The 14,430-nt window shown below is 63.2% G+C and carries 11 protein-coding genes; 7 read left to right on the forward strand and 4 right to left on the reverse strand.

The annotated features are described in order from the left end of the window. Positions 1-44: 44 nt before the first annotated feature. On the reverse strand, positions 45-1,322 hold the full coding sequence (locus OQE62_RS09365; RefSeq protein ID WP_265721761.1) for an inorganic phosphate transporter: 1,278 nt from the start codon (positions 1,320-1,322) through the stop codon (positions 45-47). Positions 1,323-1,333: 11 nt separating this feature from the next. Continuing rightward, positions 1,334-2,011 carry a TIGR00153 family protein gene (locus tag OQE62_RS09370; RefSeq protein WP_265721762.1) on the reverse strand — a complete coding sequence of 226 codons (678 nt, stop codon included), beginning with the start codon at positions 2,009-2,011 and terminating at the stop codon, positions 1,334-1,336. A 338-nt stretch (positions 2,012-2,349) separates the two neighbouring features. On the opposite strand from OQE62_RS09370, the gene OQE62_RS09375 reads away from it, so the two are divergent. The 6 genes from OQE62_RS09375 to OQE62_RS09400 all read left to right on the forward strand — a co-directional run bounded on the left by OQE62_RS09375 (position 2,350) and on the right by OQE62_RS09400 (position 10,234). After that, positions 2,350-4,125, forward strand: a complete 1,776-nt coding sequence (locus OQE62_RS09375; RefSeq protein ID WP_265721763.1) for a GspE/PulE family protein — start codon at positions 2,350-2,352, stop codon at positions 4,123-4,125. A gap of 61 nt (positions 4,126-4,186) precedes the next feature. Further along, positions 4,187-4,816, forward strand: coding sequence for an RNA polymerase sigma factor (locus OQE62_RS09380; protein ID WP_265721764.1), 630 nt, complete (start codon positions 4,187-4,189; stop codon positions 4,814-4,816). A gap of 31 nt (positions 4,817-4,847) precedes the next feature. Then, positions 4,848-5,246: a VOC family protein gene (locus tag OQE62_RS09385; protein WP_265721765.1), complete on the forward strand. Its 399-nt coding sequence runs from the start codon at positions 4,848-4,850 to the stop codon at positions 5,244-5,246. 77 nt (positions 5,247-5,323) lie between these two features. Then, positions 5,324-8,179, forward strand: coding sequence for a bifunctional [glutamate--ammonia ligase]-adenylyl-L-tyrosine phosphorylase/[glutamate--ammonia-ligase] adenylyltransferase (gene glnE, locus OQE62_RS09390; protein ID WP_265721766.1), 2,856 nt, complete (start codon positions 5,324-5,326; stop codon positions 8,177-8,179). A gap of 84 nt (positions 8,180-8,263) precedes the next feature. Next, entirely contained in the window at positions 8,264-9,247 is a 984-nt protein-coding gene (locus OQE62_RS09395) for a branched-chain amino acid transaminase (protein ID WP_265721767.1), read from the forward strand. Between the two features lie 90 nt (positions 9,248-9,337). Continuing rightward, complete coding sequence (locus OQE62_RS09400) at positions 9,338-10,234, forward strand: glycosyltransferase (protein WP_265721768.1); 897 nt, start codon at positions 9,338-9,340, stop codon at positions 10,232-10,234. Positions 10,235-10,410: 176 nt separating this feature from the next. On the opposite strand, the gene OQE62_RS09405 is transcribed toward OQE62_RS09400, so the two are convergent. Beyond that, positions 10,411-11,742, reverse strand: coding sequence for a UDP-glucose dehydrogenase family protein (locus OQE62_RS09405; RefSeq protein ID WP_265721769.1), 1,332 nt, complete (start codon positions 11,740-11,742; stop codon positions 10,411-10,413). A gap of 128 nt (positions 11,743-11,870) precedes the next feature. Here OQE62_RS09405 and OQE62_RS09410 point away from each other — a divergent pair, with 128 nt between their 5' ends. Further along, the gene (locus OQE62_RS09410) at positions 11,871-13,013 is read left to right on the forward strand and encodes an RNA-guided endonuclease InsQ/TnpB family protein (RefSeq protein ID WP_265721770.1); all 1,143 of its coding nucleotides are present in this window, start codon (positions 11,871-11,873) and stop codon (positions 13,011-13,013) included. A gap of 345 nt (positions 13,014-13,358) precedes the next feature. Here the strand turns inward: OQE62_RS09410 and OQE62_RS09415 are convergent, their stop codons facing one another. Next, positions 13,359-14,387 carry a glycosyltransferase family protein gene (locus OQE62_RS09415; protein ID WP_265721771.1) on the reverse strand — a complete coding sequence of 343 codons (1,029 nt, stop codon included), beginning with the start codon at positions 14,385-14,387 and terminating at the stop codon, positions 13,359-13,361. Positions 14,388-14,430 lie beyond the last annotated feature (43 nt).

The raw sequence follows: 14,430 nt of genomic DNA on the forward strand, positions 1-14,430 counted from the left end.
AGCGGGGGTGCCGCTTCCCCTTTTGTATCAGAGCGCGCCTGTGGCTACCAGCCGAACACGCCCTTGAAGAAAAAGAAGAACAGAATGGCGATGCCCGCACCGGCCGGCAGGGTGACCACCCAGGACGCGGCGATGGTGGTGATCATACGCAGGTTCAGTGCACCGATACCGCGCGCCAGGCCCACACCCAGCACTGCGCCCACCAGCGTGTGGGTGGTGGAAATGGGCAGGCCGGTGCCCGAGGCCAGTACCACCGTGGCGGCGGCGCCGAGCTCGGCGGCGAAGCCACGGCTGGGGGTCAGCTCGGTGATCTTGCGGCCGATGGTGGCCATCACCTTGAAGCCGTAGGTGGCCAGCCCGATCACGATACCGGCACCCCCGAGCAGCAGGATCCAGGGCGGCATCATGGCCTGGGCAGTGACTGTGCCCGCCTGCACCGTGTTGACCACGGCGGCCAGCGGACCGACGGCGTTGGCCACGTCGTTGGAGCCGTGGGCAAAGGCCATGGCGCAGGCGGTGAACACCATCAGGATGGCGAAGACCCGCTCGACATTGGCGTAGCGGTTGTCCTGTTCCCGCGCCGGGTCGCGCTTGATGCGTTTCAGCATGGCGATGCCGATGGCCATCACCACCAGTCCCGCGAGTGCCGCGATACCGGCGTCCTGCAGAAAGCTCAGCTCGATATCGGCATCCTTCAGCACATGCTTGAGACCCTTGGTCAGGGTCACCATGGCGATCATCCAGCCCACGGCGAACATGTAGAAAGGGATATAGCGCTTGGCCTTGCCGAATGGGTCGTCGCTGTTGAGGATCAGTTTCTGCACACTGCGGAACAGCAGGAAGGAGATGGTGCCGGCGAGCACAGGCGACACCACCCAGCTGGCGACGATGGAGCCCACCTTTCCCCAGGCCACGGCGTCGACGGAGATACCCACCGCGGAGAAGCCGACGATGGCGCCCACGATCGAGTGGGTGGTGGATACCGGCCAGCCCAGCAGGCTGGCGATCATCAGCCAGGTGCCCGCGGCCAGGAGCGCCGACAGCATGCCGTAGACCAGCAGTTCCGGCTGTGCGGTGAATATGTCCGGGTCGATGATGCCCTTGCGGATGGTGGAGGTGACCTCGCCGCCGGCCAGGTAGGCGCCGGCGAACTCGAACACCATGGCGATCAGGATCGCCTGTTTGACAGTCAGGGCGCGGGAGCCCACCGAGGTGCCCATGGCGTTGGCCACATCGTTGGCACCCACGCCCCAGGCCATGAAGAAACCGAAGACACAGGCCAGTATCAGGAAGATATGCCCGTATTGGCTGATAATTTCCATTGCCGCCCCCTTTAACGCGCCAATAACAACTGCAGACGGTTACCCACGCTGTGGGCGTGGTCGGCGAGAACGCCGATTCCCTCGATCACCCGGTAGAGGAACATCACGTCCACCGGCGGCAGGTCTTTTTCGATCTTGAACAGCGCCGCGCGCACTTCCACTTCCAGCTTGTCGGTCTTGCGTTCCAGGTCGTCGAGCTCCTCGGTCATGCGCTTGGCGATATCCACCTCGCGCCCGGCGAAGCCGCTTTCCAGCAGCTCGTCCAGCTCGTTGATGGCGCGCAGCGCCTGGGCCGAGGTGGCTACGGCGCTGTCGACGAAAGTCTTCATCAGTTCGTGCAGCGGCTCCGGTATCTCCATCTTGCGGCCCACCGCCAGCCCGGCGATATCCTGGGCGATGTTGGCCACCTCATCCTGGGCGCGCAGCAGCTCCAGCAGGTCGGAACGGGATACGGGCATGAACAGGCTGTCCGGCAGGTGCAGGCGCAGGTCGCGCTTGATATCGTCGGCGCGGTGCTCGCTGGCGGAAATACCTTTCTGCTCCTTCTCGGCGTTGGCCAGATCCCCGGCGGTCAGCGCTGCGAAAAAAGGCACCAGGCCGGCGGAGGCCTCGTGGGCTGCGGCCATATGCTCCTTGATCGGTTTGATCGGCGAGCGGCCAAACAGACTGGCGATATTGGACAGGGGCATGATTTGCTCCTCGGCTCGGATACGAAGTGGCGGGCATGGTACCGTAAGTTTCACAGTGGCGGGAACTGCGGGTGCAGGCAGTCCGTTAACGATGCACTGTTGCCGCGGCCCGATAGAGCTACAATGCGCCATCGGCAATGCAGAGCTCAGGTTTTGGAGTTAGAGGTGGCACAAGCCGGGGCGGGGTACGTCCTTCCGGGACTGTCTGCGAGAGGGACCTCGCGGACAAGCCTACAGGGATGTATTAACGGCGTGTCCCGGAAGGGCGTACCCCGTCCCGGCTCCCGGAACTGAACTCCGAAACTTGAGCCATAAGAATAGATGAAGGTGATCCCCCCATGGTGGCGAGCAAACTGGCGGACCGACTGCTGGATCTACCCGGGCTGCTGGAGGACCTGGTGTCCCAGGGCTATGTCAGCCGCGCGGATGCCAACCGGTTGATAGGTACTCCGCGCACCGCCGAGCAGGCGCAGATGCACCCGCTGACCTATATCGCCAGCTGCGAGCTGCAGAACCAGAAGCAGGCCGGCGGGGTGCTCGATGCGGAGACGCTGACCCAGTGGCTCGCCGACTCCTCCTCCCACAGCATCTACCACATCGATCCGCTCAAGGTGAATGTGGGCTCGGTCACCGAGGTGATGAGTTTCCAGTTCGCCAAGCGCCACCAGATCCTCTGTGTCGAGGCCAGCAGTGAAATGCTGCTGGTGGCCACTGCCCAGCCCTATACCAGCGGCTGGGAGGAGCAGTTGGAGCACACCAGCAACCGCGCGGTAAAGCGGGTGGTGGCGGACCCGGCGGATATCCAGCGCTACTGTGTGGAGTTCTATTCCCTGGCCCACTCCATCTCAGGTGCCAGCGGCCTCAAGGGCAGCTCCGGCGCCGGCAACTTCGAGCAGTTGCTGGAGCTGGGCAAGCTCAAGGACCCGGACGCCGATGACCAGCATATCGTCAATATCGTCGACTGGCTGCTGCAGCACGCCTTCGACCAGCGCGCCAGCGATATCCATATCGAGCCGCGCCGGCATATCGGGCGTATCCGCTTCCGCATCGACGGCGTGCTGCACCCCATCCACGAGCTGCCGGACCAGGTCAACGCCGCCATCACCAGCCGCCTGAAAATTCTCGGCCGCATGAACGTGGCGGAGAAGCGCAAGCCCCAGGACGGCCGCATCAAGACCAAGCGACCGGACGGCCGCGAAGTGGAGCTGCGCCTGTCGACCCTGCCCACCGCCTTCGGCGAGAAGCTGGTGATGCGGATCTTCGACCCGGAAGTGCTGGCGCGCTCCTACGCCGACCTGGGCCTGGGCGGCGAGGACCTGACGCGCTGGCAGACGATGCTGGGCCGCCCCAACGGCATCGTGCTGGTCACCGGCCCCACCGGCTCCGGCAAGACCACCACCCTCTATACCGGTCTCAAGCAGCTGGCCACCAGCGAGGTGAACGTCTCCACCATCGAGGACCCGATCGAGATGGTGGAGGAGAGTTTCAACCAGACCCAGGTGCACCACAGTATCGGCCTCGACTTCGCCGCCGGCATCCGCACCCTGATGCGCCAGGACCCGGACATCATCATGGTGGGCGAGATCCGCGACCTGGAAACCGCGCAGATGGCGGTACAGGCGGCACTCACCGGCCACCTGGTTATCTCCACCCTGCACACCAACGACGCCCCCACCGCGGTTACCCGCCTGCTGGACCTGGGCATGCCGCACTATCTGCTGAAGTCCACGGTATTGGGCGTCATGGCCCAGCGCCTGGTGCGCACCCTGTGCCCGGCCTGCAAGCGCAAAGACAGCGTCAGCGAGGAGGACTGGCGGGCCCTCGTGCGCCCCTGGAAAGCGCCGCTGCCGGCAACCGTCTACCGGCCCGAGGGCTGCCTGGAGTGCCGCAACACCGGCTACCGCGGCCGCCAGGGGATCTACGAGATACTGCCCTTTACCGAATCGATCCAGGCGCTGGTCACCGACGACTGCGACCTGCAGCAACTGCGCCGCCGGGCAATGCGCGACGGCATGAACAGCCTGCGCCTGTCCGGTGCGAAAAAAGTCGCCGCCGGTATTACCACGGTTGCCGAAGTGTTGCGCGTGGCGCCGCCGCCGGATATAGCATTTTGATTTGCCGGGCTCGGGTTCCGCAGTAGCAGCCCGCCCATCCCCAACGAACAGGACGGAACCAGTGGATCGCGAATACCGGGACATGGCTCTGGCAATGGTGAAGTTGCGCGGCGCGGCCAGGCGCTTCAGCCGGCGCCGGGACGAGGCCGAGGATTTGTTGCAGGATGCGCTGGCAGAGGCGCTTGCCGCCGGCCGTACCGATCTGGCGCAGAGGGCCAATATGGCGTGGCTGGTGGGGGTGATGCGCAACCGGGCCGCGGAGACGGCGCGCGGGGCAGCCCGGCGCAGGCTGCGGGAGAGTGCCTACGCGGAGTATCTGTCCGGCAATCCGGTGTCGCCGGCCACGCCAGCTGCCATCGACTGGGGCCGATTGCCGCTCTCCTTGCGGGCGGTTGCTCGACTGGTGCTGTCCGGCCACACCCGTGGCGAAATCTCCTATCTTCTTGGGGTGTCCGATACCGCGCTGCGGCAGCGGATTACCGCCCTGCGCCGCAAACTTGCGCAGATGGACAGCACGCGGCCCTCCGATTTTTCCGGCCTGTCGCAACCGCTGCCCTACGGTCGCTTCCGCCGCGCCCTGCGGCGCGCCCTCGCCCGGCGGGGTGGCAGGCTGGGGACCCATGATCCCGATGGGCACCTTCTGCTGATTTCGGGGGCGGCCTCACAACCGGGCGGCTGGCGGCAACTATAGGGGCTTACTGCAATCACAAGGAGATTCAAGCATGATCAAGAACCCCCGCGTCGGCAACATCCTTTACTACGTTTCCGATATCGACCGCACCGAAACCTTCTACCGGGATACCATCGGCCTGGACGTGCAGCGGATGCCAGACGACGGCGACGGCAATCCCTGGCTGCTGGCGTGTATCCCGGGCAATACCGACCTCCTGTTTTTCAAGGGGGAAGTGCGCGTGGGTACCTCGCCGATGATCGTGTTTGATCTCGGTGAAGGCGGCATTGATGATGTGGTGACCGGCCTCGCAGAGGCGGGAACGACCATCGTCACGCCTGTGAGCCATGCCCCCGGCGGTTGGTCGTCCGAGTTTCTCGACCCGGATGGCTACACCCTCTCCCTTTACCAGGACGAGGCGGCGCCCCGTTCCGTGGTGACAACGGCATAAAATATTGACCGGCGAACTGCGGCGAGTCGCAGGCCCGGCTGCAGGAGCCGGGCCGCCGGTAAACGGGAAATATATATATGGAGCTATTTGAAACCTGCCCCGCGGATTTTTCACCGCAGTTGAAAGAGCAGTGGGATCACTGGTGTGAATCCGCGGGCGATGAACTGGCCGCGAAGACCGCCTCCCTGCTGGTGGACGGCGCCCCGCAACTGGCCCTGTCCCGCAGCTTTATCGGCTCGGATTTCTTTTACCAGCAGTGTTGCCGCCACCCAGAGCTGCTGCCCGATTTGTTGCAGCGCGAAGACCTGGGACTCGAAGCGATCGATCTCGAACAGGTCGACAGTGACGAGGAATTGAATCGCCAGATGCGCCAACTGCGCAACCGTGCCACCGCCGAGGCCATCTACCGCGATTTCGCCGGCCAGTGGGATATCCCGCGCACCTGCGCGCGCCTGACCGAACTGGCCGAAACCTGCATTCAGGCCGCACTGGCCTTCCACCACCGCGAACTGGTCGAACGCTACGGTGAACCCCGCGACGCCGACGGCAATCCACAGTCACTGGTGGTCCTGGGCATGGGCAAGCTGGGCGCCGGCGAGCTGAACCTGTCGTCGGATATCGACCTGATCTTCGCCTACCCGGAACCGGGCCAGACCGACGGCGATAAATGCCTCGAAAACCAGAAATTCTTCCAGCGCCTGGGCCAGCGTCTGATCAAATCCCTCGACGCCATCACCGCCGACGGTTTCGTCTTCCGAGTGGATATGCGCCTGCGTCCCTACGGCGACAGCGGCCCGCTGGTGAGCCACTTCGCCGCGCTGGAGGACTACTACCAGACCCAGGGGCGGGAGTGGGAGCGCTACGCCATGGTCAAGGCGCGCCCGGTTGCCGGCGACGAGCGTTTTGCCGCCGAGCTGATGGAGATGCTGCGCCCCTTCACCTACCGCCGCTATATCGACTTCAGCGCCATCGATGCGCTGCGCGACATGAAGGCGCTGATCCAGCGCCAGGTGCGGGCCCGCGGCCTCAGCGACAATATCAAGCTGGGCCGCGGCGGTATCCGCGAGGTGGAGTTTATCGCGCAGGCGTTCCAGCTTATCCGCGGTGGTCGCGAGCCGGCGCTGCGTGAGCGCAACCTGCTCAAACTGCTGCCGCTGTTGGAGCAGGACGGCCACCTGGAGCCAGGTATCGCCGCCGGGCTGGCCGATGCTTACCTGTTCCTGCGGCGCGTGGAGCACGCACTGCAGGCGGAGGGGGACCGGCAGACACAGACGCTGCCGGCTGAGGACGAGCGCCGGGAAAGGCTGGCCTTCGCCCTGGGCCGCGACAACTGGCAGGCGCTGTCGGAGGAGCTGGTAGCCCGGCGCGGCGACGTCGAGCGGGAGTTCGATATCGTCATAGCGCCGCCGGAGGAAATCGCCGAACCCAGCGCCGCCGAGGAGTGGGAGGGGCTCTGGGGCGGCTGCGACAGCGACGCCACCCGCGAGATCAACCTGCAGACGCTGGCCGGCGGCGGCTTCGAGCCCGCCGCCGATGCCCTGGCCCTGCTGGCGGACCTGCACGGCGCGCCCATGGTCGCCGCGCTGCCCAATAGCGGCCGCGCGCGCCTGGACCGCTTTATGCCACTGCTGCTGGCCGCCGCCGCACAGGAAAAGGCGCCGCTGCTGGTGCTCGAGCGGGTGCTGCCGCTGGTGCGCGCGGTGCTGCGGCGCAGCGCCTACCTGGTGCTGATCAACGAGAACCCGCCGGTGTTGCAGCAACTGGTGCGCCTGTGCAGTTCCAGCCCCTGGATCGCCGACCAGCTCGCGCGCCACCCGATCCTGCTGGACGAGTTCCTCGATTCTCGCCGCCTGCTGGCGCCGTCGTCGGCGGCGGATATCGCCGACGAGCTGCGCCGCGAACTGCTGCGGGTTGAGCCCTCGGACCTGGAGGCGCAGATGGAGACGCTGCGCCACTACAAGCAGAGCCAGAGCCTGCGGATCGCCGCCCAGGAGGTGACCGGTGCGCTGCCACTGATGAAAGTCAGCGATTCGCTCACCTGGCTGGCGGAGGCGATTCTGCAGCAGTCGCTGCGGCTAGCCTGGACACAGGTGGTGGAAAAGTACGGCCGCCCGGCGGGTGCCGACGACGGAGATATGCGGTTTGCCATCGTCGCCTACGGCAAACTCGGCGGCCTGGAGCTGGGGCACGGCTCGGACCTGGATATCGTCTTCGTGCACGACGCGGACCCGCAGGAGAGCACCGATGGCGAACGCAGTATCGACAACCTGAGTTTCTATACCCGCCTGGCCCAGCGCCTGATCCATATCCTGCAGACGCGGACCCTGAGCGGCCCCCTCTACGAGGTGGACACGCGCCTGCGCCCGTCCGGCAACTCCGGGTTGCTGGTGACCTCGCTGGCGGCCTTCGAGAAATACCAACGGGAGAGCGCCTGGACCTGGGAACACCAGGCGCTGGTGCGGACACGCTCGGTGGCCGGCAGCGAACGCCTCAGCGCGGACTTCGAACGGCTGCGCTCGAAATTGCTCTGCGAACCGCGCGACGAGCAGGAACTGCGCGAGGAAGTGGTCGCCATGCGCGACAAAATGCGCACACACCTGGATAAGAGCAAGGATAAAAACTTCGATCTCAAGCAGGGGGCCGGCGGTATCGTCGATATTGAATTTATGGTTCAATATATGGCACTGGCCTGGGCGCACAAAGCGCCTTCGATCGTGCGGTATACCGACAATATCCGCATTCTCGAAAGCCTCATCGAGGCGGGCCTGATGCCGGCCCACCAAGCCGGACATCTGATCGACGCCTACAAAGCCTACCGATCTGAAGGTCATCGCCTGGCATTACAACAGCTGCCGGGAGTGGTTGACGGTGACCAATTCAAAGCGGAAAGAAAGACCGTTTCTACAAACTGGCAGCAGTTACTCGGCCAATAAGCTTTGAGCTATTCGCCGTGCGCTGCGCTTTGTGCATAAACTGTTTTTCAGGAATCCGGTTTACGGATCTGTAGGAGTTTTCCCATGTCTTTTGCCGATCGCGACGGCGTTATCTGGTTTGACGGCGAATTGATTCCCTGGCGCGACGCCCGCGTCCACGTACTGACCCACACCCTGCACTACGGCATGGGCGTTTTCGAGGGCGTGCGCGCCTATCAAACGGGGGTCGCGGGCGCTCAAACAGAAAGCGGCCCCAGCATCTTCCGCCTGCAGGAGCATACCCGGCGGCTATTCCGCTCCGCCAAGATCATGAACATGCCCATGCCGTTCGACGAGGAGCAGTTGAACGAGGCCCACTGCCAGGTAGTGCGCGAGAACAACCTCAGCGAGGCCTACCTGCGGCCGATGGCCTTCTACGGCTCCGAGGGGATGGGCCTGCGCGCCGATGCGCTGCAGACCCATGTGATCGTTGCCGCCTGGGAGTGGCCCAGCTATATGTCGCCGGAGGCCCGCGAGCTGGGCATCAAGGTGAATACCTCCTCGTACACTCGCCACCATGTGAATATCAGCATGTGCAAGGCCAAGGCCAACGGCAACTACATCAACTCGATGCTGGCCCTGCAGGAGGCGGTGCGAAACGGTTGTGAGGAGGCGCTGCTGCTGGACCCGGAGGGCTATGTGGCCGAGGGCAGCGGCGAGAATATCTTTATCGTCAGCGACGGTGTCCTCTACACCCCGGAGCTCACCTCCTGCCTGGACGGCATCACCCGCCGCTCGGTGATCCAGCTGGCGGAGGAGTGCGGCTACCGGGTGGTGGAAAAGCGCATTACCCGCGACGAGGTCTATATCGCCGACGAGGCTTTCTTCACCGGCACCGCCGCCGAGGTGCTGCCGATCCGCATGCTCGACGGCCGCACAATAGGCGCGGGCCGCCGCGGCCCCGTCACCCGGCGCCTGCAGCAGTTGTACTTCGATGCGGTGCAGGGGCGCAGCCAGGCACACCTGGGCTGGTTGACCGATGTGTCCGGATCCGGATTCGGCGAGGGCGGTCAACTGGCGGCGGTATAGTCGGCGTTTCTCCTCTCCGCAGGGGCGGCTATAGAGACGCCCCTCCTCTTCCCGTAGAATGCCCGTTCGCGATGGACAGGTATTTGCTACATGCTCCACTATTTTCTGAAAAAGCGTCTGCAAAAGCACGATGCCAATAACAACCTGAAGCTCGAAGCGATGGTGCGCTCGCAGTTGCTACAGCAACAGGCGCTTGTCGGCAACGAGCTCGGTGTCGGCAACGACAGGGAACACAATATCGTCGTCTCCCTGACCTCCTTCGACAAGCGTATCGACGATGTCTATCTGTGCATCGAAAGCCTCTTCCAACAGTCACTGAAAGCGGACGCGATAGTGCTGTGGCTGTCTGCAAAAAATTTTCCCGACAGGTCCCTGCCGGAAATCCTGCGCAGACAACAGGAGCGCGGTCTGCAGGTTGTCTTCGTGGAGGAGGATCTGGGGCCCTACAAAAAGTACTTCTACGCCTTCGACCGCTTCCCGGACAGTCTCATCATCACCGTGGATGACGATATCCTCTACCCGCCGGATATGGTCGACAAGCTCTACCGCGCCTGGTTGCGCGACCCGGCGCACATCCACTGCCACCGTGGCCACCGAATGCTGCCGGACAGGCGCGGTGGGCTGCGACCCTACGGCGAGTGGCAATCCGGAGACTTCGGCGATGAGCCATCCCCCCGGGTATTTCCCATCGGTATGGGCGGAGTGCTGTATTTCCCCGGTTCCCTGCACGAAGACGCTTTCAATAAAGAGAAGTTCATGGCGCTCTGCCCGGGGGCGGACGATGTGTGGCTGAAGGCGATGAGCCTTAAAAAAGGCACCCTGAGTGCGAGGGTGGCGGATTCGCGCCACTGGAAACAGCGCTTTCTCACCCTTCCGGGGTCCCAGTCCCACTCCCTGAAGAGAGCGAACTGGGACAGGTGCACTGGCAACGATGCCAAGGTTCGCGCCGTGTTTTCTGAGTACGGCCTCTACGATCGACTCAAGTGAATTGAGGGGTGACCCCCGTAGGGTGGGCAAAGGAGCGAAGCGACGTGCCCATATTCCCGGCCTTGATGGGCACGAGCCCGCCATGGATGGTGGGGATGCAGAGAACGCATGGAGCAATTCTCTGCCTGCGCTTTGCCCATCCACCGGGCTGGCTGAATAAGCCGCTGTAGGGGCAATCAGCGCTGCGGGCGGCCGACACAATAGTATTCGATGCCGGCACCGACCAGCTGTTGCGGGTCGTAGAGGTTGCGGCCGTCGAACACCACCGGCTGTTTCAGCGCCGATTTAACGGATGGGATGTCGATGGCCTTGAACTGTTGCCACTCCGTGGCCACGATCAGGGCATCGGCGCCGTCCAGCGCCTCCTCCTTGCTGCCGCACAGTTGCAGATCGTCGCGGGCGCCGTAGATGCGGCGGCATTCGTCCATGGCCTCGGGGTCGAAGGCCTGCACTCGTGCGCCCTGTTCCCACAGCCGCTCCATCAGTACCCGCGCCGGCGCCTCGCGCATATCGTCGGTGTTGGGCTTGAACGACAGCCCCCAGAGGGCGAAAGTCCTGCCGGCCAGTTCTCCAGCGAAGTGTGCCTCTACCTTGTTTACCAGATAGTGTTTCTGTCGCTCGTTACAGGATTCTACCGAAGTCAGGATTTCCGCCGGCAGGTCCATTTCGCGCGCGGATGAGATCAGAGCCTTGACGTCCTTGGGAAAGCAGGAGCCGCCGTAACCGATACCCGGGTAGATGAAGTGGTAACCCACCCTCGGGTCCGAGCCGATGCCCTGGCGCACCGCCTCGATATCCGCGCCCATACGGTCGGCGATATTGGCCATCTCGTTCATGAAGCTGATCTTGGTGGCCAGCATGCAATTGGCGGCGTACTTGGTCAGCTCCGCGCTCTTCACATCCATCACCAGGATCCGGTCGTGGTTGCGGTTGAAGGGGGCGTAGAGCTGGCGCAACTTCTGTTCGGATTCGTCATCCGAGGTGCCGATGATGATGCGGTCCGGCTTCATGCAGTCGGCGACCGCGGAACCCTCCTTGAGGAATTCCGGGTTGGAGATCACATCGAAGTCCAGATCCGACCGCCCGCGTTCGGCCAGTTTGCCCTCCACCGCAGTGCGTACCTTGTCGGCGGTGCCGACGGGCACGGTGGATTTGGTGATGATGAATTTCTTCTCGTCCATATGGCCGGCGATGGTGGCGGCCACTGTCAGCACATGGCGCAGGTCCGCGGAGCCATCCTCATCCGGGGGCGTGCCCACGGCGATAAAGATCAGTTCGCCGTGCGCGACGCCGTGGGCGGCGTCGGTGGAGAAGCTCAGGTTGCCTGCGGCGATGCTGTTTTCCACCAGCGGCTCCAGGCCGGGCTCGTAGATGGGGATATGGCCCTGGGTCAGGCGCGCCACCTTGTCCTCGTCGATATCGATGCAGACCACCTTGTTGCCGGCTTCCGCCAGCACTGCGGCCTGTACTAGGCCGACATAGCCTGTGCCAAAAACAGTAACGTTCATCAGATTTTGCGCGAGAAACCCCGTACTTGAGTGCGGGGAGGGATAGCGCGGCGCCGTCTGGCGCCCCATTACTCGCTGCCTCCTTCTTTAACTGGCTATCTATACAGTAGTTGGTTACTATAGAGCGCATGACGAAACGCGCCTACAAGTACCGTTTCTACCCGACTTCTGAGCAGAAACAGCTGCTGGCTCAGACGTTTGGTTGTGTGCGCTTCGTCTACAACGCGGTACTTCGCTATCGTACCGATGCCTTCAGTGAGCGCAAAGACAAGATTGGCTTCACCGCAGCGAATACCTGCCTGTCCAGGATGAAAAAGGCTGAGGGCATGGCCTTTCTTCGTGATGTCAGCTCGGTACCGCTGCAGCAGTGTCTTCGCCATCAGCAGACCGCGTTCAAGAACTTCTATGAAGGCCGCGCCGGATATCCACGCTTCAAGCGCAAGCGGCACCGCCAGTCGGCTGAGTTCACTCGGTCGGCCTTCAAGTACCGCGATGGGCAATTGTTCCTGGCCAAATCCAAGGTGCCACTCGACATACGCTGGAGCCGAGAGCTGCCGAGTGCGCCCAGTACCGTCACTGTTTCCAGGGACTCCGCGGGCCGGTACTTTGTCTCTTGCCTGTGTGAATTCGAGCCTGAGTCGCTGTCCGTCACCCCACGGATGACCGGCATCGATCTCGGACTGAAAGACTTGTTCGTCACCGACCGGGGAGAACGAATCGGCAATCCCCGCCACACAGCGAAATACGCAGCTAGACTGGCCAAGGCGCAGCGTCGCCTGAGCAAGAAAAAGCTCGGCTCGAAAAACCGTGCCAAGGCCCGGCAGAAAGTGGCCCGTCTTCACGCCAAGATCTCCGATTGCCGGATGGACCGCCTGCATTGGCTGTCCCGTAAGATCGTCAACGAGAACCAAGTGATCTGCGTCGAATCCCTGAAAGTGAAGAACATGGTGCGCAACCCCAGTCTAGCCAAGTCGATCAACGATGCGGGCTGGGGAGAGTTCGTTCGCCAGCTTGCGTACAAGGCCGCCTGGGCGGGGCGCCGACTGGTGGCCATCGACCCGTGGTATCCGTCCAGTAAACGCTGCTCGGGCTGCGGGTATATCACCGAATCGCTACCGTTGCACATCCGCTCCTGGACCTGCCCTGAATGCTCAGTGGACCATGATCGCGATGTGAACGCCGCGATCAATATCAAAGCCGCCGGGCTGGCGGTGTTAGCCCTTGGAGAGAATGTAAGTGGCATGGAGCCGGTCTCTATGTCCTGTTCTTGATGAATTGGGAATCCCCCTTCTTAAAGAGGGGAGTAGTCAACCGAATGACTCTGGTTGTCGATGGGTTTTCAGTCGGACCGCATCCGACCGGTTGTGTTCAGTTCTCTAGTTTCGGCGGCCGGGGCGGGGAGCGCCTTTCCGGGACACGCCGTGAATACGTCCCTGGCAGTTTTTTGCTCCTGCAAAAACTGCACTTCCGCCATCCATGGCGGTCGTAGGTTGTCTGCGAGGTCCCTCTCGCAGACAGTCCCGGAAAGGCGCTCCCCGCCCCGGCTCGTGGCACCGAAAAGCATTTCGAACTTAGAAGCTTGAGTTCAGTTGTTCCGGGCGCGGAGCCGCGAATCGCTATTGTACCGGATGCCGGGCCCAGACATAGTCGTGACTGTACGGCAGCTCCATGGCGCTTTCCACGATGTAGCGAGCGTAGAGGGTATTGTTGATTTCCCGGTGGAAGAATTCCCGGCAGCGGCCGGCCCAGTGGCGGCGCTTGTCGTCGTCGTGGTGGAATTCCCGCAGTTGCTCGAGTAGCGCTGCCTCGCTGTCGAAGTACACCAGGGTCTCCTCCGGCATAAAGTCCTCGAGGTGCGCCGCCGCGTGGGTGAATACCAGCAGCCCGTTGCCGGCCATCTGCGCCATGCGTGCGGATGAGTACCAGCGGTAGCCCTCCTGCCGGTTCAAGTTCAGCCCCATTTTGCTGTCGGCGAGGATATGGTCGTAGTCGCGGCCCCACAGGGCCGGCTGTCCGAACATGCCCGGCGTGCGGAACTCGAAGTCCGCCGGCAGTTGCGCTTTCAGGTCGCGCACCAGTTGCCCGCGTTCGGTATGGGCCTGTGACTTGCTGCAGAACAACAGGTCCACCGGCAGGTCTGTGTGCACACTGGAATCGGCCGTTTCCACAGATGGATCCACCGGGTTGGGCATATGGTGGAGCTTCGCCCGCCGGCCCGCGTAGGGTGCCAGTTCCGAGCTGCCGGTGGACACGAACATGGCATCGGCAATTTCGCAGCGCCTGGCGATACTGTCGGCATTGCGCGGCACGAACAGCGGGTCGTTGTTGCAGCCGGCGATGACCGTCTGGGGGCGCAGCCGGCGGATTTCGCTGAAGGTGTCGTTGTCGATCAGGTCGCAGTGGCCAAAAATCACCAGATCCGGCTCGAAAGCCTCGACGGCCTGCAGGAGGCGGCGGTTGATTTTCCGGCGGCTGGCCAGTTCGCGGATACGCAGCGGCGCCTCGTAGGCGGCCACATCGCGGTCGCTGAAGGCCAGCACATTGTTTCCGGCGCGCACCAGTCCGGTGTAGAGCTTGAGCGCCCAGCTGACACTGGTGTGGCCGTATTTTCGCTGCTGGTGATTGTCGACGTGGATAATTCGCATAGGGGCTGGAGCCGCTGGCTGAAAATGGACGCCGCGGTATCGG

The organism is Microbulbifer halophilus, from assembly GCF_026183675.1.
GTDB lineage: Bacteria > Pseudomonadota > Gammaproteobacteria > Pseudomonadales > Cellvibrionaceae > Microbulbifer > Microbulbifer halophilus.

What these genes read in the sequence shown, in the direction of transcription:
- OQE62_RS09365 (WP_265721761.1), bottom strand. Translation starts at nt 1,322, where the DNA reads ATGGAAATTATCAGCCAATACGGGCATATCTTCCTGATACTGGCCTGT.
- OQE62_RS09370 (WP_265721762.1), bottom strand. Translation starts at nt 2,011, where the DNA reads ATGCCCCTGTCCAATATCGCCAGTCTGTTTGGCCGCTCGCCGATCAAA.
- OQE62_RS09375 (WP_265721763.1), top strand. Translation starts at nt 2,350, where the DNA reads ATGGTGGCGAGCAAACTGGCGGACCGACTGCTGGATCTACCCGGGCTG.
- OQE62_RS09385 (WP_265721765.1), top strand. Translation starts at nt 4,848, where the DNA reads ATGATCAAGAACCCCCGCGTCGGCAACATCCTTTACTACGTTTCCGAT.
- glnE (WP_265721766.1), top strand. Translation starts at nt 5,324, where the DNA reads ATGGAGCTATTTGAAACCTGCCCCGCGGATTTTTCACCGCAGTTGAAA.
- OQE62_RS09395 (WP_265721767.1), top strand. Translation starts at nt 8,264, where the DNA reads ATGTCTTTTGCCGATCGCGACGGCGTTATCTGGTTTGACGGCGAATTG.
- OQE62_RS09400 (WP_265721768.1), top strand. Translation starts at nt 9,338, where the DNA reads ATGCTCCACTATTTTCTGAAAAAGCGTCTGCAAAAGCACGATGCCAAT.
- OQE62_RS09405 (WP_265721769.1), bottom strand. Translation starts at nt 11,742, where the DNA reads ATGAACGTTACTGTTTTTGGCACAGGCTATGTCGGCCTAGTACAGGCC.
- OQE62_RS09410 (WP_265721770.1), top strand. Translation starts at nt 11,871, where the DNA reads ATGACGAAACGCGCCTACAAGTACCGTTTCTACCCGACTTCTGAGCAG.
- OQE62_RS09415 (WP_265721771.1), bottom strand. Translation starts at nt 14,387, where the DNA reads ATGCGAATTATCCACGTCGACAATCACCAGCAGCGAAAATACGGCCAC.